The sequence below is a fragment of the Chitinophaga caseinilytica genome (genome assembly GCF_038396765.1).
Classification (GTDB): domain Bacteria; phylum Bacteroidota; class Bacteroidia; order Chitinophagales; family Chitinophagaceae; genus Chitinophaga; species Chitinophaga caseinilytica.
In genome coordinates, this window is sequence record NZ_CP150096.1 from 1,416,127 (window position 1) to 1,436,940 (window position 20,814).

The window sequence follows — 20,814 nt, forward strand, 5'->3', positions numbered from 1 at the left end:
ACCCGGTCGGTCAATCACCACAAATGAGCATTATGAAAAGATTTACACTCATATGTATTTTGGCTTTGACAGGATTACTCCCTAACCTGCAGGCACAGTACATTACGGATTTCAAACGGACGGCGGACCAATATTTCGAACAGAAAGACTATTACTCCGCCGCGCAATACTACAGCAAGGCGCTGGGTACCTTCAGCATCAAGCCCGGGCAATACAAGCCGTACCAGGTAGATAAAGGAGGCAAGAAAAAAGAACAGAAACTGAAAGATTACGAACAGGTAGTGTATAAACTGGCGGAATCTTACCGGATGTACAACGACTTCGGGAACGCGGAAAAATATTACGCGGAAGCCGTTACGTTCGACTCCACGCTGTTCCCGCAGGCGCGCTACTGGTATGGTTTGACCATCCGCGCCAACGCCAAGAAAGGAGAAGATTACGAGCGCGCCTGGGAGCAACTGTCTGCATACCGCCGCGGTCAAAAGGAATACAACGAATTTTCGAAGAAAGCGGATGCGGAGATCAAGAATTGCGAATTCGCGATCGAAGAAATGAAGTATCCGCCGAGGTATGAAGTGGTGAAGGTTTCCGGGAATATCAACCAGGGAGGCGCCAACTACGCGATCGTACCCGTTTCCAACAATACGGTCTACTTTACTTCGTCGCGGCCGGATTCCCTGCTGCTGTCGAAAAAATCGAACCCGTTCGTGAACACGCTGTATGTGGCTACGGGCGATAATGCGAGCTATGAAAGCCGGGAGAAAGTCCAGATCCCTACAGATAAAGGTATCGAACAAGGCGCCGCGGCCATCACGCCCGACGGCAACACGCTCTTCGTTACCCGCTGGACGAATAAAGACGGCAACAAAAAATCCAGCATCTACCGTGGTACGCGTACCGGCAACGGCTGGACGGAGCCCCAGCCCCTGGACGCTTCCATCAACGTTCCGGGATATAGCGCCAAAGAACCCTCCGTTTCATCAGACGGTAAATACTTCCTCTTCGTTTCCGACCGCTCCGGCGGCAAAGGCGGATTCGATATCTGGTACTCGTCTATCGGCAGCGGCGGCACCCTCAGCGCACCCCAGCACATCGGCGCCACGCTCAATACCGACGGCGATGAAAGTTCACCCTTCTACGACCCCATCAAGCAAACCCTCGTCTTCAGCACCAACGGCCGCGTAGGCTTCGGTGGCCAGGACTTCTTCATGTCCAAATCCGCCGGCAACTTCGGCGGCTGGAGCGCCCCCGAAAACATGGGATACCCCATCAACTCCGCCAAAGACGATCAATATTACACCGGCCTTTCTCCGGATAAAGCCCTTAACAAAGGCTTTATCAGCTCCGACAGGGAGTCTGTTTGCTGCCTCGAAATCTTCGCCGTGAAAAGAAGGGCCAAAATGGCCGGCGGCATGGTGCTTGACTGCGAAACCAATAAACCCCTCGCAGGCGCTAAAATCACGTTGTTGGACAGTACCCAGCGCAACGTCCTCGAAACACAAACCACCGGCATGGGGGGCAATTACATGTTCGAGATCGAAATGAACAGGAAGTATAAAGTCCTCATCGAAAAGGAAAACTACTTCTCCAAAAACTTCAATTTCAACTCCGAACAGCTCACCATGGTAGATTCCATGATGAACCCCACCGTTTGTCTGAAACGCTTCGAGATCAACAAGCCCATCGTACTGAACGATATCTTCTACGATTACAACAAAGCCACCTTGCGGCCGGAATCCAAACTGATCCTGGATTCGCTGTACTACCTGCTGCTGGATAACCCGAAAATGGAGATCGAACTGGGCGCGCATACCGACAGTAAAGGCACCGACGCCTACAACCTTAAACTGTCGAACGCACGCGCCAAGTCTTGCGTGGATTACCTCATCAGCAAAGGCATCGAGACCAAACGCATCGTCAGCAAGGGTTACGGCGAATCGCGCCCCGTGGCGCCCAACACGCTGCCCAACGGGGCCGACAATCCCGATGGCCGCCAGCTGAACAGGCGAACGGAATTCAAGGTGCTGCGAAATTGACAACCATACGGTATAAATCGTTCTGCATGGGAATTCTTTCCCGCCTGGAACCATATCCTATTCATATACGACCTGGAAGCCGGCCTTTTAGCCGGCTTCGTTTTTGGGGATTATTGCAATGAAAAAAAGCTGCCCCGCAGACGCGGAACAGCTTACATCCATCTATCAACTAAAAATTGTACGATTATTTGTTCTTCCCGATGTTGCCCAGCGCGATGGCTGAGTCCTGGCCCTGGGAGCCGATCATGGAAATCCGGGCAAATCCGTTTACGGCGATAATGCTGTCGTAATTGAATTTGCGGATGGTGGACTCGTCTACCTTGATGGTCTTGACATCGAGCTGGCGGCCCATCACGGCGGCGCCGGTGGTCTGGCTTTCGATGGAGGCCACTTTGATCAGGGTATCGGTGGGAGCGGAAGTGATGTTGCCGCGGAACAGGTTGAAATTGTACCGTTTGCCCATTTCCGATTTATTGATCTGCATTAAAATATGGAAAGTGGAATCGGTCGCTTCTGCCAGGGTAATATAACCATTTATGACATTATTCTTGTCGAGCAGGTTGATGGTCTGGTAGCGTAATACCTTTTTGGGAGCATCGTCTTTTTTGCAGGCGATCAGCGAAGTGCCGATGATCGCGGCTGCAGCCAGTCCTTTCCAGATATGTTTTTCGAACATGAGTTGCATGATTTCCGTCAAAGATATAATAAGTTTGGTGTCTTTCGTGGGTGAAACGGCCGCCATCCGCCAAATGTTACACCCCCGCGGGAAATGAAGCGGGATAGGCCCGGGCGGGCGTCAGTGCGCCTGAAATGGCAGTTTACGGCGGTTTCGGGAAGAAAATCGGGGATTAATATGGGTGAAAGAAGTACATTTGACCCGTTTTTAAACCTCTAATTCAAGCATCACATGTCTCTTACCGTAGTAGGTACCATGGCGTTCGACGATATTGAAACGCCGTTCGGTAAATCGGATAAAATCGTCGGCGGTTCCGCTTCCTATATTGCCTGGGCCGCATCCAACTTCGTTCAGCCTGTCAACCAGGTGTCGGTGATCGGCGGGGATTTCCCGCAGGAAGAACTGGACGCCCTTACCGCCCGTGGCGTTGCGCTCGATGGCGTGCAGGTGAAGAAAGACGAGAAGTCCTTTTACTGGGCGGGCCGTTATCACCTCGATATGAACTCCCGCGATACCCTCGTAACAGACCTGAACGTGCTGGCCGATTTCCAGCCCGTGATCCCGCCGAGCTACCAGGGCAGCGAATTCCTCATCCTCGGTAACCTCACCCCGCAGGTGCAGATGAGCGTGATCAACCAAATGAGCCCCCGCCCCAAGCTCATCGTCATGGACACGATGAACTTCTGGATGGACGTGGCGCTGGAAGACCTCCTCAAAACCATCAAGATGGTAGACGTGCTCCTGATCAACGACAGCGAAGCCCGCCAGCTCACCGGCGAATATTCCCTCGTGAAAGCCGCCCGGAAAGTGCTCACCATGGGCCCGAAATACCTCATCATCAAGAAAGGGGAACACGGCGCTATGCTCTTCAACGAAAACCATGTATTCTTCGCGCCGGCACTCCCGCTCGAAGATGTGTACGACCCCACCGGCGCCGGAGACACCTTTGCCGGAGGGTTTATGGGCCACCTCGCCAAAACGAAGGACATCTCCTTCGAAAACATGAAAACCGCCATCATCGTGGGTTCTGCCATGGCCTCGTTCTGCGTGGAGAAATTCGGCGCCGCCAGGCTCCGCGAAATCTCCCGCGAAGACATCCACACCCGCCTCGAACAATTCGTGCAGCTGGTGAACTTCGACATCGATCTCGTATAGACGAAATTTGATATAATTAGAAAGCGGTCCTGGCATTGCCGGGACCGCTTTTCCTTTGCACGGTATTAATATATTATGCGAAAACTTCGTTCAGGACCTTCGCCAGGCGAACGCCGCCTTTGAGCAGCTGGCCGTTCAGGTCTTCCACGAAAAGGAAATTGTAACGGTAGCTCAGTTTGTCGCCGGAGGAGGTGCGGTCGTAGATTTTGTCGCTGAGGACGTGCGATTCCCACATCCAGTCTGCAATGCCGCCTTTGCGGATTTCCGCGGCGCGGGCAGCGGAAGTGACGCGGTGGAGGTTATGGGCGTATTCGGTATAGCTGTATTGCTGGAAATCGATCAGGTGCTCGTCCCACACGCGGTGGAGGTTGGTGGGGCGGTCGAACCAGGACACCTGGATCTTGTTGCCGCCCATATCTTCGTCGCGCCCCACGTGCAGCGGCATATGCATATCGCCGATCATATGTACGAGGAAAGTGAGCGCGAACCGTTTCTGGGCTTTGGTGGATTTGGGGTTTTTCAGCTGGGCGATCATGGCTACGGTTTGACTGTAGAGGTTTTCGCCTTTGGCTTCGGCCATGATACGGTCGAATTCCGCGCGGGTGCAATGGCCGGGGAAATCGAGGTAATGCCAGGGAGACGTGTGCTTGTAGGCGTCCGTCGTATCTGATTTGATGAAATCGGGCCAGTTGGCGATCATGGCCAGGCTTTCGTTGCCGATGATCTGCTGGATGGCGAGGCGGGCTTTGCCGGTGAGCCGGAAACTCGCGATCTCCGCTACCACGCGGTGGCCCGTGGGCCCCCAGGCCTGGGCGGGCTGCAGGGAGAGGAGCGCACCCAGGAGCAGCAATATGGATAAAACCTTTTTCATTGCAATCGAATTTATCGAATTTTGGGACCGAAGTTCGTCATTCCCCCATAAATACCGAAATTCGTTGACCCACAGTTAAACCGGAAAATGTATGCCTTTCAAATTACAAGCACCATATCAGCCCTCGGGCGATCAACCCACCGCCATCGCCCAGCTCACCGAAGGTTTGCAGGACGGCGAAAGAGCGCAGACGCTGCTGGGGGTAACCGGTTCCGGGAAAACCTTTACCGTGGCCAACGTGATCCAGAACGTGCAAAAGCCCACACTGGTGCTGACCCACAATAAAACCCTCGTAGCCCAGCTCTACGGGGAATTCAAACAGTTCTTCCCCGAAAACGCGGTAGAATACTTCGTGAGCTATTACGATTATTACCAGCCCGAAGCATATATGCCCGTGAGCGACACCTATATCGAAAAAGACCTCGCCATCAACGAAGAGCTCGACAAACTGCGGCTCCGCGCCACGTCGAACCTGCTTTCCGGCAGAAGAGACATTATCGTGGTGGCGTCTGTGTCATGTATATATGGTATGGGTAACCCGACCGATTTCGAGAACGGGATCATCCGGATCTTCAAAGGGCAAAAGCTGGGGCGGAACACCATGCTGCACGGGCTCGTGAATGCCCTGTACTCCCGCACCACCGGCGATTTCAACCGCGGGAACTTCCGGGTGCAGGGCGATACGGTGGATATCAACCTCCCGTATGTGGATTACGGTTACCGTATCACTTTCTTCGGAGACGAGATCGAGGAAATCGAAAGCTTCGACGTGCAGAACGGTAAGCGCATCGGTACCATGGATACCGCCGCCATCTTCCCCGCCAACCTTTACATCGCGCCGAAAGACGCCATGATACAGATCCTCCACGAAATCCAGGACGAATTGAACGCCCAGGTGGAATATTTCAAGCGGGAAGGGAAACTCATCGAAGCGCAGCGCCTGGCCGAACGCGTGAATTACGACGTGGAAATGATCCGCGAACTGGGATATTGCGCGGGGATCGAGAACTACTCGCGATTCCTTGACCGGCGTACGCCGGGAACACGCCCCTTCTGCCTGCTGGACTACTTCCCGAAAGATTTCCTGCTGGTGATAGACGAAAGCCACGTAACCATCCCGCAGATCAGCGGCATGTACGGCGGCGACCGGTCGAGAAAGCTGACGCTGGTGGATTTCGGGTTCCGGCTGCCTTCGGCGCTGGACAACCGGCCGCTGAACTTCAACGAATTCGAGCAGTTATTGAACCAGACGATCTTCGTAAGCGCCACGCCCGGAGATTATGAGCTGCGGCAAACGGAAGGCGTGGTGGTGGAACAGATCGTTCGGCCCACCGGCCTGCTGGACCCGCCGATCGAGATCCGGCCGAGCAAGAACCAGGTAGACGACCTGCTGGACGAGATCGACAAAACCGTACAGAAGGGCGACCGCGTGCTGGTGACCACGCTGACCAAGCGGATGGCCGAGGAGATGGACAAGTATCTGCATCGTATTAATATTAAGAGCCGTTATATCCACAGTGAAGTGGATACGCTGGAGCGCGTGGAGATCCTCCGGGATTTGCGCCTGGGGAATATTGATGTGCTGGTGGGGGTGAACCTGTTGAGGGAAGGGCTCGATTTGCCGGAAGTGTCGCTCGTTGCGATCCTGGACGCCGACAAGGAAGGTTTCCTCCGCGACGAGCGTTCCCTGACGCAGACGTCTGGCCGCGCGGCGCGGAACGTGGACGGGAAGGTGATTTTCTACGCCGACAAGATTACCGAAAGCATGCAGCGAACTATCGACGAAACCGACCGCCGGCGCGAGAAGCAGCGGAAGCACAACGAGGAGAACGGGATTACGCCGCGGACGGTCCGCAAGTCGAAGGAGCAGATCATGGGGCAGACGTCTGTACTGGCGATCCGGCATTTCGACGAATCGTCGCCGTATGCGGTGCACGACGAGATGGCTGTGGTGGCGGATGAAGGTAAAGCGTTCAATGCCAATACGGTGCAAAGCATTCCGCAGATGGAGAAGAGTATTACCAAGGTGAAGAAGGATATGGAGAAGGCGGCGAAGGATTTGGACTTTATGGAGGCGGCCCGGCTCCGCGACCAGATGTTTGCCATGCAGCAGGAGTTGGAGAATATGAAGCGGAATTAGTTGCTAAAACAAATATATCAACATAGAATTAATTGTAATATGAATATGCGGATTGTACGGTTTTCCAACAAACAGTACAATCCGTTTTTATATTTAAAAATTTGACTGGTAAAGGATTACAGCGTTTTTTGCATTTTTGTAGTAGCACATTCATACCGGTTTGTTAGAATTTCGTAATCCCACGCTAAAAACTGCGATAAGTTTATTTAAATCAATTAGTTAACTCGTATTTAAGACCCCGCTTCTTCCTTCAAATTATCGCAAAAACAAATATTATATTGTAATGTATTTTAATATGATTGCGTTGTTGGCCGCATAAACCCTGCATTTTTCAATGTTTTCCATTTTTAGGGCGTTCTATTTGATGTTTTAAATCGCCATCCTACTTTTATTGAGAATTTTAAAATGATACGCTATGAAGAAAACATCTTTTCAGGACTATCTGCCCTTTATCGTTTTGGCCGGGCTTGCCGTAATTGGCATTTTTTTACCGACCCCGACCACTTTTGCTGATGCCAGCAAGTATAATTTTGCAGATGTTGCCTGGATTCTGGTAGCCACTTCGCTGGTATTCCTGATGACGCCTGGTTTGTCCTTTTTCTACGGAGGGATGGTGAACCGGAAGAACGTCATCTCCACTATGATGCAAAGCTTCATCGCCACCGGGCTGATCAGCGTGATCTGGGTGGTGGTAGGTTTCAGCCTCGCTTTCGGGAACTCCGTGGGCGGCAAGGGCATCATCGGCGATCCGACTACCTACTTTTTCTTTAACGGCGTGCCCGACGGGCCGGCCTGGGGCACTATTCCCCTGATGCTGTTTGCCCTGTTCCAGCTGAAATTCGCGGTAATTACCCCGGCGCTGGTGGTAGGTGCGGTAGCGGAACGTATCCGTTTTACTTCTTATGTACTTTTCATGGTGCTGTTCTCCCTCCTGGTGTATGCGCCTATCGCACACTGGACCTGGCATGCAGACGGTATTCTCTATAAACTCGGCGTGCTCGACTTTGCCGGTGGTACCGTGGTACATATTTCCGCGGGTTGCGCCGCCCTCGCCGGTGCTTTGGTGCTCCGCCGCCGGAAAGACCACATCGCCAAAAAAGAGCTCACCCCTGCCAACGTGCCTTTCGTACTGCTGGGTACCGGTTTGCTCTGGTTCGGCTGGTTCGGTTTTAATGCGGGCTCTTCCCTCGGTGCCAACTCGCTCGCCGTTACCGCTTTCGCCGCTACCAACACCGCAACCGCCGCTGCCGGTCTTTCCTGGATCTTCTTCGACGTGATCCGCGGCCGTAAACCTTCGGTACTTGGTTTCTGTATCGGTGCAGTGGTTGGTCTTGTAGCAATTACTCCTGCCGCCGGTTATGTTGGCGTTCCGCAATCGCTGTTCATCGGTTTCGTTGCGGCCATCGTTTCCAACCTGGTGGTGCACTTCAAGAACAAATCTTCTATCGACGATACGCTGGACGTATTCCCCTGCCATGGCGTAGGCGGTATGGTAGGTATGCTGCTGACGGGCGTTTTCGCTTCGCAGGCAGTGAACCCGCTCATCTCCGAAAGCGGTTGGGCATACGGCAACTTCAGCCTCTTCTACAAACAATTGCTCGGCCTGTTACTGGTTGTGAGCTACAGCTTCGCGGTATCCTGGGCGATCTTCAAGTTCATCAACTTCATCCACCCGCTCCGCGTGTCTGACGAAGAAGAAGAACTGGGCCTCGATGTTACCCAGCACAACGAAATGTATCATCCCAATCTCATGACCGTGAGCAGCAACGGCACGCTCACCGAAGAAGAAACCGGCATCCAGCACGGTTAATACACCGATCCGATCCAATCGCTATAGTTTTTAATTCTCTCTTGACCGAAAAACCGGATGTTGTTCGTCGCCCTGGCAAAAATGCCACGGCGACGGGCGATCCGGGAGTGGTTTGCCCCAAAACGGCACAGAACATCAGCATCAGCACCCAAACAAAGCAGCGGAACCCTTTATCATTTTATTAACCAAATTTTAAAATTCCAATGATGAGAAAAAGTTTATTCGCGCTCCTGGCTGTCTTTTCGATCGTATCTGCCCACGCGCAGGATTCTACCCGCCTCCTGCCTGTCGGCTTCAAGCTGTCTGGTTCCGCCGATGTATATTATAAATACAACTTCAACAAGAACACTTCCGATAATAAGACAAGCTTCACCAATTCCCACAATTCCTTTGAGCTGAACATGCTCTCCCTGAAACTCGAAAGCTCCTTCAAAAACGTTGGCATGGTAGCCGATATCGGTTTCGGCAAGCGGGCGGAGGATTTTTCGTACAACGACGAAAAAACGAGACTCGCGATCAAGCAGCTGTATATCTCATATGCGCCTACCGAGTGGCTGAAATTCTCCATGGGCTCGTATAGCACCCACGTGGGTTACGAGCTGGTAGACGCTTATGCGAACCGTAACTATAGCATGTCATATATGTTTTCCTATGGCCCTTTCTTCCACACCGGGGTGAAAGCGGATTTAACGTTCGGATCGCACAGCTTTATGGTAGGTGTGTTCAATCCGACCGACTTTAAATCTGCTACCTGGGGTGGGATCAAGTTCATCGGTGCGCAATATGGTTTTGCGCCGGCGGACGTTCCTGTCAAATTCTACCTGAACTACATCGGTGGCCGCGACACGTTCCAGACCCGCAACGATCAGCTGGACGCGGTGATCACCTATCAGCTGACCCCCAAATTCGGGCTGGGCTACAACGGTACGTACAGCATGTATAAAAACGGTGTGAATACGAACTGGTACGGCTCTGCGCTTTACCTCAACTTCGACCCTTCCGAAAAGATCGGGCTTACGCTGCGCGGGGAATATTTCTCCGACAAAGACAACCTGAAAGTGTACGGCGACAAATCGGAGTACCCCGAAGGCGGCAGCATCATGGCCGTTACGCTTTCCGGGCAGTACAAGATCGGCGGGTTGACGCTGGTGCCTGAGTTCCGGCTGGACCATGGCTCGCACGACGTCTTTTCCAAGGGAGACGTGCCCAAGGCCAATTCCGCGAACCTGTTGCTGGCGGCTATTTACAAGTTTTAAGGAATCCTAATCACAGGCTCATATAAATTAGGTTTTACCGAACCGTTATGCTTAGGGGCCGGCTGTTTCTCAGCCGGCCTTTGCTATTTCCGCCCTGGTGGACGGCTGCAGAAAATTTACTTCCGCTTAACCCGGCTTTTTGTATCTTTTCCCTTCCAATTAAGAGCCTCAATTATGCTGCAACGTTCCACATTAAAGTTCCTGAAAGACCTGAAACTGAACAATAACAAAGCCTGGTTCGATGAAAACAGGCCCGCTTACCTCCAGGCGAAAGAAGATTTCGAAAGCCTTGTCCAGCAATTGATAGACGGGCTGGCGAAGCTGGACCCCGGGATGGAGGGACTGGTGGTGAAGGAGTGCGTGTTCCGTATATTTAAAGACGTACGGTTCTCGAAAGACAAGACACCCTACAAAGTGAACATGGGCGCATCTTTCACGAAAGGGGGAAAGAAGAGCCCGTTGGCGGGGTTTTACTTCCACCTGGAGCCTGGCGGGCATAGCATGGCCGGCGGCGGACTGTGGATGCCCGAGCCTCCCGTGCTCAAAAAAGTGCGCCAGGAAATAGATTATAACTTCGCTGAATTTCAGCGGATCGTTGGGGCGAAAGATTTTATCCGCCTGTTTGGAAAAGTGAACGGCGACTCGTTGAAGAACGCGCCGCAGGGGTATCATGAAGACAATCCCGCAATTGCTTATCTCAAATTAAAAAGTCTGGTGGTTACAACTCATGTCTCCGACGAGGCGGCTACCCAACCTACGCTCGTCCGTGAAATTCTTCGTGTGTTCTCGACAATGCTCCCTTTCATAGGGTTCCTGAATACCGCTCAGGAAGATTAATCCAAATACCCTCCCCGCCCTGCTAGTTACCGGAGAAGTCTTGCTTAGACATCCGGCAACTAGACTGCTGTAGCAAAATAATAAAGACAGTAAATCAATTCTTGTGTATCAAAAACTCAAACGGACGCGATTTACGGTTCTTTAATAAATTTTCCTTGTCGATCCTCGTCTGCGCGAAACGCTGGTTATATACATTCGCCACTTCGATGATAGGCATAATGCCATCCATCGTATCCTTCTGATCAACGATGTTCATGATGCGGGAAACCTGCGAGGAAAAGTTAGTGCTCCATTCTTCGGTGAACTTGTGCATTAACAAAAGTTCACGGTTTGCGTTGGTTTTCATAGGACAAAGAGGGTGTTTAATTTGATAGTTTAGTTTTCATGGATAATACAGATAAAGAATTTATTAGCATAGGATTGTAATGTCAAAGGTGAATTATATCCCTCACAAATCTATACTACTTCCGTGTAGTTTTTAGTCCAGATTGCATTAACAAAAAATGATGAAAGCAGGTACAGTCAACGCATTGCGCGTTTTTGTCAATAGAGTCGCTAGTATTCGTATATGCCTCGTCGTATGTGTGACGGGGAAGTGAATTTAAATTAAAAAAACGCAAATTCCAAATGTTCAATGCCGCAAAACATTGAGAATAAATGACACATGGCGGCGTTATGCGTATAGTTGAATGATAATGAATGAAAATCGGTAAAATATATTTTTTCGTTAATGACTTGAACTGCAAGATGATAGCAGTATTAACACAAAAAATAACGGCGCGGGACCTTCCGCGCCGTTGTGGATAACTATTTTACAAGGAATGCTTACAGCCAGTTTTTACCGTTGAGGTATTCCGCGATTTGTACAGCGTTTGTTGCCGCTCCCTTGCGAAGATTGTCTGCAACGATCCAGAGGTTCAGTGTATTCGCCTGCGTTTCATCCCTGCGGATACGCCCTACGAAAACTTCATCTTTATCGTGCGCATCTTTCGGCATCGGGTATTGTGCTTTCGAAGGATCGTCTACCACAACCACACCCGGCGTTTGCGCGAGGATGTTGCGCACTTCCGCGAGATCGAAGTCTTTGTCGAACTCGATGTTCACGCTTTCGCTGTGGCCGCCCATTACAGGGATGCGCACGGTGGTAGCGGTCACCTTCACTTTTTCGTCGCCCATGATCTTCACCGTTTCTTTCACCATCTTCATTTCCTCTTTGGTATAACCATTGTCGAGGAACACGTCGATCTGGGGGATCACGTTCAGGTCGATTTCGTGTGCATATGCTTTTTCACCTGCAATGCCCTGGCGCTCGTTCATGAGCTGCGTTACCGCTTTCACGCCGGTGCCGGTCACCGATTGATATGTAGACACCACCACGCGGTTGATGCCATATTTAACATGGAGCGGTTTGAGAACGATCACCATTTGGATGGTGGAGCAGTTAGGATTCGCAATGATCTTGTCTTCCGGCGTGAGCACGTCCGCGTTCACTTCGGGTACCACGAGTTTCTTCGTGGGGTCCATACGCCAGGCGGAGGAATTGTCGATCACGGTGATGCCCGCTTCCGCGAATTTGGGCGCCCATTCGGTGGAGGTGCTGCCGCCGGCGGAGAAGATGGCTACGTTCGGTTTCATTCCAATAGCCGTATCAGCGGTTACTACCTTGTACGGCTTACCCTTGAACATCACTTCCTTACCAACAGATTTTTCGGAAGCGACAGGGATCAGTTCCGTCACAGGGAAATTCCTTTCCGCGAGTACTTGCAACATTTTGGTGCCTACCAATCCGGTGGCGCCTACTACGGCTACTTTCATGATTTTGATTATGAATTAAAATGAGACCCCAAAATTAATATATCAAACGACAATTTTGATATATTCGGCCAGATTGTTGACCCATTAAAAATGTAAGTTATGCATGTCATTGTTTGTGCCTGCGCGCTGATGTGCGCGCCATGCGGCGATTCGTTGCTCCCACTGCCGCACGACGTCATTATCCACGAGATCATGGCAGACCCCTCGCCCCCGGTTTCCCTGCCGGAATATGAGTTCATCGAACTGAGGAACCTGTCTCCCCGCACCATCAACCTCGCCGGATGGAAAGTGAGTGGAAACGGTGGCTCGGCCACGCTCCCCGCTTTTTCACTGTCGCCCGGCGGCTATGTAGTGGTGGCCCCGCGGAAGGGAACATCGCTTTTTCACCCGGTCGTTGATGCCGGGAGTTTTTTCGCGTTACATAATGAAGAAGACCTCCTTTCCCTGGAATCCCCGTCAGGAAGCGTGATCCATGCCGTGACGGTCGACATGCGGCCGTTTTCCGGGAGCTTCAAATCTTCCGGCGGATGGAGCCTCGAAATGAAAGACCCCGCATTCCCCTGCGCAGGTGCCGTGAATTGGGCGTTTTCGAACGACCCTTCCGGTGGAACGCCCGGCAGGGCCAATTCCGTGGCGGCGCAGATCCCGGAACCTCCGTTGCCGGCGCTGCTCCGCGCTTCTTCGGCAGACAGCCTCCACGTCCGCCTGCATTTTTCCGCGCCGGTCGACAGTACCTCCGCTTCCGCGATCGCCGCGTATGCTTCGGAGCGCAGCATCGCCGCTGCCGTCCCCGAACCGCCGGCTTTCCAAACCGTTTTGCTGAAACTGGCGGAACCCATGCCCCGGGGGACCATGTTCCAGCTCCGCGCATCCGGGCTGAAAGATTGTACCGGGCGCGCCATGCCCGGCAGCGGTCCGGTCCCTTGCGGCCGGCCTTCCATCCCCGAAAACATCGTCATCACCGAAATTCTCCCCGATCCGCAGGCGGGAACGGAAGATTTCCTGGAAGTCTATAATAAAGGTCGGTATCCTGTTGAGCTGGCTGAATTGCGCTGGGCGGTGCGGGCAGACGACGGCTGGAAGGCGCCTTCGCCCGTGGTGCGGCGGCCCTGGCTGCTGTACCCGGGAGAATACCTGGCGCTGAGCGCCGCCCCGGAAGCCCTTTGCCGGCAATATGCCTGCCTGGGCCGGGTGGAAGCCGCTACGGTGCCGGCTTTGTCGGCAGAATCCGGTGGCATCGGCCTCTTTTCGGTGGACGGCCGGCTGATCGACGAGGCGATGTGGGACCGGAAGCTGCACGATCCCGGTCTGGCCATTACAAAAGGCGTGGCTTTCGAGCGGCTGGATTTCAATATGCCGGGGATTGCGCCGGCGAACTGGCATTCCGCCGCATCCACAGCGGGTTTTGGTACGCCGGGGTATGCAAATTCCCACCGGGCGGGCGATGGATCGGGAGGGAACTGGTGCAGCCTGGCGACGGGGGCTTTCAGTCCGGACAACGACGGGCTGGACGATCTCGCCTGGATCAATTGGGAATTTCCTGCGCCGGGGTTTCGGCTGGATGTCCGGATATTTGATGCGGCGGGCCGGCCCGTCCGCCACCTGGCGAATAATATTTCCGCCGCCGATAAGGGCAAATTGAGTTGGAACGGCCTGGCAGACAATGGGTTACCCCTTCCGAAAGGCAGTTATGCCGTCAAAATCGCCGCCTGGAACGGCAATGGGCGCCAATTATCCCGGAAACTCGCCGTGGTATTGCTTCGCGACTGATTGGCCGGGTGGCCGGGAAAGGGGGTGAAAATTTGTCAGGGCGATTTCATCTGTTAATTTTTTATATTTGCCGCTCTTTAAAAATGAATTCATGCAGTACAGAGAAATTGTTGCAGTAACCGGATTAGGCGGTTTATTCCAATTGCTTGCCAGCAAACAGGATGGCGCTATTGTAAGATCGCTGGACGATAAAAGCACCCGCTTTGTATCTTCCCGGGTACATAATTTTACCCCATTGGAAAGCATCGAAGTTTTCACTACGGGCGATAATGTAAACCTGTCGGCTGTATTCAAGGCTATGCAGGAAAATGCGGCATCGTTTCCCCTGGTGGACGCGAAAGCCGATAACAATACGATCAAAGGTTATTTCAAAAGCGTATTCCCCGAGTTCGATGAGGACCGCGTTTACGTGAGCGATATGAAGAAGATGGTGAAATGGTTCTCCATCCTCGAGAAAAACGACCTCCTGAAATTCGACGAAGTAGCGGAAGAAACCGCTGAAGTTGCCGAAGCGCCTGCCGCTGAAGCCGCTCCCGCCGAAGAAGCCAAGCCGAAAAAGAAAGCGCCCGCCAAGAAAGCGGCTGCTGAAACCGAAGGCGCGGAAGGTGAAGAAAAACCGGCCCCGAAGAAGAAAGCCGCGCCTAAAAAGGCCGCTGCCGACGCTGAAGGCGCCGAGGGCGAAGAGAAAAAGCCCAAAACCACCCGTAAAAAGAAAACCGAAGAATAACCGGTTTCCCAAATATCTGGCAGCAAACCAGGCCCTCCCCGCAGGAGGCCTGGTTTCTTTTTTGCCCATATGTCAGGTAAAACCCGCTTAGCCCGTTTTTTGCTATTTTACCGCAAATTAAAATTCAACACATGCCCAATGCCCATATCACAGCGCCGCCCAGGCAATTCCTTCCGGCAGATTTTGCCGTAACCACCTGGGACGCACTGCAGCCATATTTCGAAACCCTCCAGCAAAGGCCCATCAACAGCAGCGAAGAACTTTCCCGCTGGCTGGCCGATATCAGCGAGCTCGAAGCCGTGATCAGTGAAGACGCCTGCTGGCGCCAGATCCGCATGACGAGAGACACCGCCAGCAAGGAATACGAAGAAGCGTTCACCTACTTCTGCATGGAAATCCAGCCCAAACTGCAACCCTATGCAGACGCGCTCAACCGTAAGCTGCTCGACAGCCCCTTCACCGCAGACCTCGATCCCGCCCAATATTTCCCCTACTTGCGCAATGTGCGCAAGCAGGTGAAACTGTTCAACGAAAAGAATATTCCCATCCAGGCAGAACTGAGCGTCATGGCGCAACAATACGGCGTCATCTCCGGTGCAATGACCATCGAAGTGAATGGACAGGAATACACCCTGCAACAGGCCGCCAAGTTCCTCGAAAACCCCGACCGCAAACTGCGCGAGGAAGTTTTCACCAAAACCGGCGAACGCCGCCTGCAGGACCGCGAAAAGCTCGACGCGCTTTATTCCTCCCTCGTCAGCAAACGCCACGAAGTAGCGCAGAACGCAGGTTTCGCCAATTACCGCGATTATAAATTCGAAGAACTGGGCCGTTTCGAATACACGAAAGAAGATTGCTTCCAGTTCCACCAGGCCATCCGCGAGCACATCCTCCCGCTGGTTGGCGGCGCGCTCGAACGGCAGCGCCAGAAACTGGGCCTCGATACGCTCCGCCCCTGGGACGGCGACGCCGAGCCCGAAGGCACCAAACCCCTGGAGCCTTTCAAAGACGGTAACGAGCTCATCTCCAAATCCATCGCGTGCTTTAAGGAATTGCGGCCCTTCTTCGGCGAATGCCTCGAAGTGATGCAGGATATGCAGCGCCTCGATCTCGACAGCCGCAAGAATAAAGCCCCCGGCGGATATAACTGTCCCCTGGCGGAAACCGGCGTGCCCTTCATTTTCATGAATGCCGCCGGCCAGATGAAAGACCTCACCACGATGGTACATGAGGGCGGTCATGCCGTTCACTCCTTCCTCAGCCACAACCTCCCGCTCAGCGCCTTCAAGGAATACCCGATGGAGATCGCCGAAGTGGCGAGCATGAGCATGGAACTGTTCACCATGGACCATTGGCACCTGTTCTTCGATAATCCCGAAGAACTGCGCCGCGCCAAGCTCCAGCAGCTCGAACGCGCCATCGTCATCTTCCCCTGGATCGCTACGATCGACAAGTTCCAGCACTGGATCTACGAAAATCCCGCGCATACGCCCGAAGAGCGTACCGCTGCATGGACGCGCATCCTCGATGAATTCACGCCCGGGAACATCGATTGGACGGGCTTCGAGCACTTCCGTGCCAGCAACTGGCAACGGCAGCTGCATCTTTTCGAAGTGCCTTTCTATTATATCGAGTACGGCATCGCGCAGCTGGGCGCCATCGCCATGTGGAAACAATACCGCGAAAAGCCGGAACAGGCGCTGGACAACTACATGAAAGCCCTGGGCCTGGGATACACCAAAACCCTGCCCGAGCTCTACGAAGCGGCCGGCATCCGGTTCGATTTCTCGCCGGCTTATGTGAAAGAACTGGCGGATTTCGTGCAGGCGGAAATCGATCTGCTCACCAAAAAATAAGCTCAACTGAAAATAAAAAAGGAGCGACCGGTAAAGTCGCTCCTTTTTTTATGTGTTCGAAAATCTTATTGGCAGGATTTGCAAACGCCGCTCACCACTACTTCCACATTGTGCATGGCGTAACCCTGCGGAAGGGTGATCGCCGGCACGTCGGTTTCGTCGAGGCACTGGGTGCTGCCGCATTCTTCGCAGCGGAAGTGTACGTGATGGTCGTGATGCTCGTGCTCCCGGCACTCCGATTTGCAGATGGCATAGCGCACGCTGGTGTCGGTGGTGGGGATTTTATGTACGATCCCTTTGTCGAGGAAGGTTTGCAGGGTGCGGTAAATCGTTACCCGGTCGAAGCTCTTGCCGGTGAGCTTTTCGAAATCGGCATGTTCGAGGGCGCCGTTGCTTTTCAAAAAGAGCTCCAAAATCTTCACACGGGTATCGGTTACGCTCAGATTGCTGGAACGTAACAACTCCACGATGATTTCTTTGTGTTTTGCAGGCATTGTTCAAAAATTTACTCTTGCATCAGCCGGTCGATGTCGGCTATCAGCTTGTCAACGTCTTTTACTTTCGTGCCTTCATACAGTCCGCGGATGCGGCCGTCGCCGTCTACCAGCGCAAACCACTGCGTGTGGATGAAGTCGTCTTCCCCGGTGAAGGTACCATCGTCTACCAGGTAACTTTCGCGGGCCAGTTTGTAAAGCTGGCGCTTGTCGCCCGTGAGGAAGTGCCAGTTCTTCGGGTCCGCGCCATGCTGTTCGGCATAGGCTTTCAGCACGCGAACGGAATCGTAGTCCGGGTCGGAAGTGTGGGACAGGATGAGGAAATTCGGCTTGTCCTTATATTTCGCATAGACTTTTTCCATGTTTTTGTTCATCACCGGGCAGATGTTGGTGCAGGTGGTGAAAAAATATTCGGCTACATAGATCTTTCCTTTCACGTTGTCTTGCGTCACCTGGTTGCTGTCCTGGTCCGTAAAGCTGAAGCCCTGCACGGTGTGGCCGGGAGCGCCCAGTACCGGGAGCTTTTCCTTTCCGATCCAGCTGCCCCTGCTTTCCTTGATCATAAAGGCGTAGTAGGCCATGAAGCTGCCGCTCAGCAGCACGAAAAATGTGGTATAAATTATTAACTTCTTGGACATGTCGAATTTTATCTCCTGGTCTGATCAGCAAAGTTAGCACAGTTTCCCCAGATGGGCCCTGAGCCAGGTCATTTGCCGGTGATTTCGGCGTTGTCGAGATTATAGTACATTTCGTAAATATTTTTCTCGTTGAGCCTCAATACTCCTTTTACTTTGATATAATCGTCGGTTTCGAATTCCGGTTTTTTCGACTTGAAGTTCAGGGCCATGACGGATTCCGGTCCCGAGCCGCCGCAGAAGAAGCAGGAGCTGTTGGGATTGGCGCTGAGCACATACATGGAGCCCTTCGGGTCTATCGGAACCATGTACCCGCTGATCTCCACCGTTTTCCCGTTCAGGGCCTTGATGGCGCGGGAGAACGAAGGGTAGAGCATGGGCATTTGCATCTTTTCGTCGTATTTGCGGGTAAAGATGACGTCTGACAGTTGTTTCCAGGTCACTTTGAGGGGCGCTTCGTCGCGGGGGGCCACGTCGATGGTAGACATGGGCAGGTTGCCGGAGGAAGCGGCGTTGGCAGACAGGATCCGTTGCATCCAGGGGGCGGCGGAAAGGCCGTGGCGGCAAACCCGTGAAATGTCTGAACAGGAAACGAGGGCGAAGGCGGCGAGGCCCAGTACGATTTTCTCCACTTTAAGCATTGGCAAGCGTTTTAGCGATATTCAGCCGGAAAGCGCGCACTGCAGGCAGCAAAGCGGCCAGCAGGCAGGCCCCGACGATGGCTGCGGCCGTAATGGCATCGGCAGCGGTTAACGGCATGGCGCCGGAAAAATTCAAATGATAGCCGGCAAACAGTTCCTGTTGCAACAGCAGCAAAGCCACGCGGCTCAGCGCGATCCCCGTTACCACGCCCGCCAGTCCCAACAGGAAAGCTTCGGCGAAAACGAGGGTGAGCAATTTGCCGCGGGAGCCGCCCATGGTCCGGATAAGGGCCAGTTCGTAGCGGCGCTCGTGCGTGCCCTGCACCAGCGTTACAAAGATACTGCATGCGGCGAGCCCGGCCAACAGCCAGCCCAACGCGCGCAAAACCTTCGCGCCGGTACCCAGCAGCGATTGCAGCCGGTTGATCTCGATAGCGGGCACCGCGGCCTGCATGTTCGTGTATTCGTTGATCATCCGCGGAAACTGCAATTGCCCCATCGGACTGCGGAACTTGATCAGCACCGCCGTTACCTGCTTGCGCGGGTCGGGCGTTTGCATCATGGCGCTTTCCTGGCTGCCGGCATCTGCGTGATTTTTTGCGGCACCTTCAAGATCGTGCGCTTCGTTTTCATGATGATCGTGATCTTCCGGCGCGCCCGGTTTCGTTGCGTGTGCATCGTGATCATGGTTTCCTTCCGCATGATCATGTGCGTCTGCATCGCCGGGTTTCATTGGGTCTGCATCGTGATCATGATCGCCTTCCGCATGATCGTGCGCGTCTGCGTCATGATGCGGCGCGTGAATGTCCCACACGCTTTCCAGCGGCGTCAGCAGCAGTTGATCAACCGCCAGGCCGGTGGCGGGAAGGATGCCGCTGACGAGATATTCTTCCCCTTCATGCACATGGCCCGTTTTCCCCAGACCGTGCGTCCCCGCGAAGCGGCTGCCCACTTTCAAGCCAGCCTTTCGCGCGGCCTCGGCGCCGGCCACCACTTCCATCGACTTCCCGAAAACCTTTCCCTGTGCGGGTTTTACGTTGTATTTGTCGAGATATGCCTGCGTGGTGCCGATGATGCGAAAACCGTGGTACGAATCCCCCAGCGAAATCGGTACTGCCGATTCCACCAGCGGGTGATGCATGAAACGATCGGCTTCGGTAAGTGAAATATTGCCGGTGGGATTGTCGAGATGATAGACACTGCTGAGGATCAGCTGAAGCGGACTACCCTTTGCACCCAGCACGAGGTCGATGCCGTCGATCTGCTGTTCGAGTTGTTGGCGCGCCTGCCGGTTGAGGGCCCACAGCACAAGGAGCACGGTGGTGCTGCAGGAAAGCAGCAGCCAGCAAAGCGCGGTGTAAAGCGGTTTGTGAAGCAGGTTGCGTATGGCGATGCGGAAAATCATGTCAGTTGGATGTGTTGAGGGAAAAGGGATGTAAGCCGGTTGTCGTGCGTAACGATGAGCAGCGCCGCATTGTGGCGGGCGGCCTGTTCGGAAAGCAGGCGGGCCACGGCTTCGCAGTTACGGTCGTCGAGACTGGCGGTGGGCTCATCGGCCAGGATCACGTTGGGCGAGGGCAATACGGCCCGTGCGATGGAAGCGCGTTGCTGTTCGCCCTGGCTGAGGCGCGCGGGAAGCTGGTGCAGGAGATGATCGATCCGGAGATCGGTGGCTACGGCTTCGAGGCGTTTGTGATCTGTGGCCGCGCCGGTGAGGCGGAGCGGGAGCAGGAGATTGTCTGCCACGGAAAGCGATCCGATAAAATGCGACCGCTGGAAAATGATCCCGATATGCTGGCCGCGGAAGGCGTCCATTTTCGGGGTGCTGAGCGAGCCGATGGGCGTGCCGGCAACGTTGACGGTGCCGCCCGCAGGCTGGATGAGCCCTGCGAGGAGGTGCAGCAGGGTGGTTTTTCCGGCGCCGGAAGGCCCGGTGATCAGGAGGGTTTCTCCTTTGCGGCAAGCCAGGTCGGGGAACCGGATCTGGCGCCCGCCCGGATAGGTATATGCCAGTTCGCTGGTCTGGATCATCATATCTGTCATCACTACTTGTTTTGGCAACAACGTTGCAAATGGAACGTCGAATTCGGCTAAG

18 protein-coding genes and 1 pseudogene are annotated in these 20,814 nt (G+C 53.7%); 10 read left to right on the forward strand and 9 right to left on the reverse strand.

From position 1 onward, the window contains the following. Positions 1 to 65 precede the first annotated feature (65 nt). Entirely contained in the window at positions 66 to 2,036 is a 1,971-nt protein-coding gene (locus WJU22_RS06050; RefSeq protein WP_341842361.1) for an OmpA family protein, read from the forward strand. A 184-nt stretch (positions 2,037 to 2,220) separates the two neighbouring features. Here the strand turns inward: WJU22_RS06050 and WJU22_RS06055 are convergent, their stop codons facing one another. Next, entirely contained in the window at positions 2,221 to 2,721 is a 501-nt protein-coding gene (locus tag WJU22_RS06055; protein ID WP_341842362.1) for a hypothetical protein, read from the reverse strand. A 222-nt stretch (positions 2,722 to 2,943) separates the two neighbouring features. Between WJU22_RS06055 and WJU22_RS06060 the strand changes: the two genes are divergently transcribed. Next, positions 2,944 to 3,867 (forward strand): PfkB family carbohydrate kinase, encoded by a 924-nt coding sequence (locus WJU22_RS06060; RefSeq protein WP_126245852.1) that lies wholly within the window; start codon positions 2,944 to 2,946, stop codon positions 3,865 to 3,867. Between the two features lie 73 nt (positions 3,868 to 3,940). Here WJU22_RS06060 and WJU22_RS06065 read toward each other — a convergent pair whose 3' ends face one another. Continuing rightward, positions 3,941 to 4,738, reverse strand: coding sequence for a S1/P1 nuclease (locus WJU22_RS06065; RefSeq protein WP_341842363.1), 798 nt, complete (start codon positions 4,736 to 4,738; stop codon positions 3,941 to 3,943). A 91-nt stretch (positions 4,739 to 4,829) separates the two neighbouring features. Between WJU22_RS06065 and uvrB the strand changes: the two genes are divergently transcribed. The 4 genes from uvrB (at position 4,830) to WJU22_RS06085 (ending at position 10,781) form a co-directional block, all read left to right on the forward strand. Beyond that, on the forward strand, positions 4,830 to 6,878 hold the full coding sequence (gene uvrB, locus WJU22_RS06070) for an excinuclease ABC subunit UvrB (protein WP_341842364.1): 2,049 nt from the start codon (positions 4,830 to 4,832) through the stop codon (positions 6,876 to 6,878). Positions 6,879 to 7,293: 415 nt separating this feature from the next. Further along, the gene (locus WJU22_RS06075) at positions 7,294 to 8,688 is read left to right on the forward strand and encodes an ammonium transporter (RefSeq protein ID WP_341842365.1); all 1,395 of its coding nucleotides are present in this window, start codon (positions 7,294 to 7,296) and stop codon (positions 8,686 to 8,688) included. A 206-nt stretch (positions 8,689 to 8,894) separates the two neighbouring features. Next, positions 8,895 to 9,944, forward strand: coding sequence for a porin (locus WJU22_RS06080; protein WP_341842366.1), 1,050 nt, complete (start codon positions 8,895 to 8,897; stop codon positions 9,942 to 9,944). A gap of 174 nt (positions 9,945 to 10,118) precedes the next feature. After that, entirely contained in the window at positions 10,119 to 10,781 is a 663-nt protein-coding gene (locus WJU22_RS06085) for a DUF2461 domain-containing protein (protein ID WP_341842367.1), read from the forward strand. A 94-nt stretch (positions 10,782 to 10,875) separates the two neighbouring features. Here WJU22_RS06085 and WJU22_RS06090 read toward each other — a convergent pair whose 3' ends face one another. Together WJU22_RS06090 and WJU22_RS06095 are read right to left on the reverse strand one after the other, a co-directional pair. Further along, positions 10,876 to 11,127, reverse strand: a complete 252-nt coding sequence (locus WJU22_RS06090; RefSeq protein ID WP_341842368.1) for a hypothetical protein — start codon at positions 11,125 to 11,127, stop codon at positions 10,876 to 10,878. Between the two features lie 479 nt (positions 11,128 to 11,606). Next, positions 11,607 to 12,596, reverse strand: coding sequence for an aspartate-semialdehyde dehydrogenase (locus tag WJU22_RS06095; RefSeq protein ID WP_341842369.1), 990 nt, complete (start codon positions 12,594 to 12,596; stop codon positions 11,607 to 11,609). A 99-nt stretch (positions 12,597 to 12,695) separates the two neighbouring features. On the opposite strand from WJU22_RS06095, the gene WJU22_RS06100 reads away from it, so the two are divergent. From WJU22_RS06100 to WJU22_RS06115, 4 genes and pseudogenes are all read left to right on the forward strand, one after another. Then, the gene (locus WJU22_RS06100) at positions 12,696 to 14,366 is read left to right on the forward strand and encodes a lamin tail domain-containing protein (protein ID WP_341842370.1); all 1,671 of its coding nucleotides are present in this window, start codon (positions 12,696 to 12,698) and stop codon (positions 14,364 to 14,366) included. A gap of 91 nt (positions 14,367 to 14,457) precedes the next feature. After that, positions 14,458 to 14,544 (forward strand): annotated as a pseudogene (locus WJU22_RS06105) (hypothetical protein); the annotation flags it as partial. Between the two features lie 57 nt (positions 14,545 to 14,601). Next, complete coding sequence (locus WJU22_RS06110; protein WP_341843757.1) at positions 14,602 to 15,093, forward strand: hypothetical protein; 492 nt, start codon at positions 14,602 to 14,604, stop codon at positions 15,091 to 15,093. Between the two features lie 131 nt (positions 15,094 to 15,224). Next, positions 15,225 to 16,949, forward strand: coding sequence for a M3 family oligoendopeptidase (locus tag WJU22_RS06115; protein ID WP_341842371.1), 1,725 nt, complete (start codon positions 15,225 to 15,227; stop codon positions 16,947 to 16,949). Between the two features lie 65 nt (positions 16,950 to 17,014). Here WJU22_RS06115 and WJU22_RS06120 read toward each other — a convergent pair whose 3' ends face one another. The 5 genes from WJU22_RS06120 to WJU22_RS06140 form a co-directional block, all read right to left on the reverse strand. Continuing rightward, positions 17,015 to 17,443 (reverse strand): Fur family transcriptional regulator, encoded by a 429-nt coding sequence (locus WJU22_RS06120; RefSeq protein ID WP_126245841.1) that lies wholly within the window; start codon positions 17,441 to 17,443, stop codon positions 17,015 to 17,017. Positions 17,444 to 17,454: 11 nt separating this feature from the next. Beyond that, a complete protein-coding gene (locus WJU22_RS06125; RefSeq protein ID WP_341842372.1) occupies positions 17,455 to 18,081 on the reverse strand; it encodes an SCO family protein in 627 nt (208 codons plus the stop codon). A 68-nt stretch (positions 18,082 to 18,149) separates the two neighbouring features. After that, positions 18,150 to 18,719: a hypothetical protein gene (locus WJU22_RS06130; protein WP_341842373.1), complete on the reverse strand. Its 570-nt coding sequence runs from the start codon at positions 18,717 to 18,719 to the stop codon at positions 18,150 to 18,152. After that, positions 18,712 to 20,124, reverse strand: coding sequence for an ABC transporter permease (locus tag WJU22_RS06135; protein WP_341842374.1), 1,413 nt, complete (start codon positions 20,122 to 20,124; stop codon positions 18,712 to 18,714). Before WJU22_RS06135 ends, WJU22_RS06130 begins: the two co-directional genes overlap by 8 nt. After that, on the reverse strand, positions 20,121 to 20,762 hold the full coding sequence (locus tag WJU22_RS06140; RefSeq protein WP_341842375.1) for an ABC transporter ATP-binding protein: 642 nt from the start codon (positions 20,760 to 20,762) through the stop codon (positions 20,121 to 20,123). The genes WJU22_RS06135 and WJU22_RS06140 overlap by 4 nt, the downstream gene beginning before the upstream one ends. Positions 20,763 to 20,814 lie beyond the last annotated feature (52 nt).

Bases quoted from the DNA above. Each gene is read 5' to 3' on its own strand.
- WJU22_RS06090 (WP_341842368.1), bottom strand. From the start codon at position 11,127: ATGAAAACCAACGCAAACCGTGAACTTTTGTTAATGCACAAGTTCACC.
- uvrB (WP_341842364.1), top strand. From the start codon at position 4,830: ATGCCTTTCAAATTACAAGCACCATATCAGCCCTCGGGCGATCAACCC.
- WJU22_RS06115 (WP_341842371.1), top strand. From the start codon at position 15,225: ATGCCCAATGCCCATATCACAGCGCCGCCCAGGCAATTCCTTCCGGCA.
- WJU22_RS06060 (WP_126245852.1), top strand. From the start codon at position 2,944: ATGTCTCTTACCGTAGTAGGTACCATGGCGTTCGACGATATTGAAACG.
- WJU22_RS06055 (WP_341842362.1), bottom strand. From the start codon at position 2,721: ATGCAACTCATGTTCGAAAAACATATCTGGAAAGGACTGGCTGCAGCC.
- WJU22_RS06080 (WP_341842366.1), top strand. From the start codon at position 8,895: ATGAGAAAAAGTTTATTCGCGCTCCTGGCTGTCTTTTCGATCGTATCT.
- WJU22_RS06095 (WP_341842369.1), bottom strand. From the start codon at position 12,596: ATGAAAGTAGCCGTAGTAGGCGCCACCGGATTGGTAGGCACCAAAATG.
- WJU22_RS06120 (WP_126245841.1), bottom strand. From the start codon at position 17,443: ATGCCTGCAAAACACAAAGAAATCATCGTGGAGTTGTTACGTTCCAGC.
- WJU22_RS06140 (WP_341842375.1), bottom strand. From the start codon at position 20,762: ATGACAGATATGATGATCCAGACCAGCGAACTGGCATATACCTATCCG.
- WJU22_RS06100 (WP_341842370.1), top strand. From the start codon at position 12,696: ATGCATGTCATTGTTTGTGCCTGCGCGCTGATGTGCGCGCCATGCGGC.
- WJU22_RS06065 (WP_341842363.1), bottom strand. From the start codon at position 4,738: ATGAAAAAGGTTTTATCCATATTGCTGCTCCTGGGTGCGCTCCTCTCC.
- WJU22_RS06130 (WP_341842373.1), bottom strand. From the start codon at position 18,719: ATGCTTAAAGTGGAGAAAATCGTACTGGGCCTCGCCGCCTTCGCCCTC.
- WJU22_RS06085 (WP_341842367.1), top strand. From the start codon at position 10,119: ATGCTGCAACGTTCCACATTAAAGTTCCTGAAAGACCTGAAACTGAAC.
- WJU22_RS06125 (WP_341842372.1), bottom strand. From the start codon at position 18,081: ATGTCCAAGAAGTTAATAATTTATACCACATTTTTCGTGCTGCTGAGC.
- WJU22_RS06135 (WP_341842374.1), bottom strand. From the start codon at position 20,124: ATGATTTTCCGCATCGCCATACGCAACCTGCTTCACAAACCGCTTTAC.
- WJU22_RS06075 (WP_341842365.1), top strand. From the start codon at position 7,294: ATGAAGAAAACATCTTTTCAGGACTATCTGCCCTTTATCGTTTTGGCC.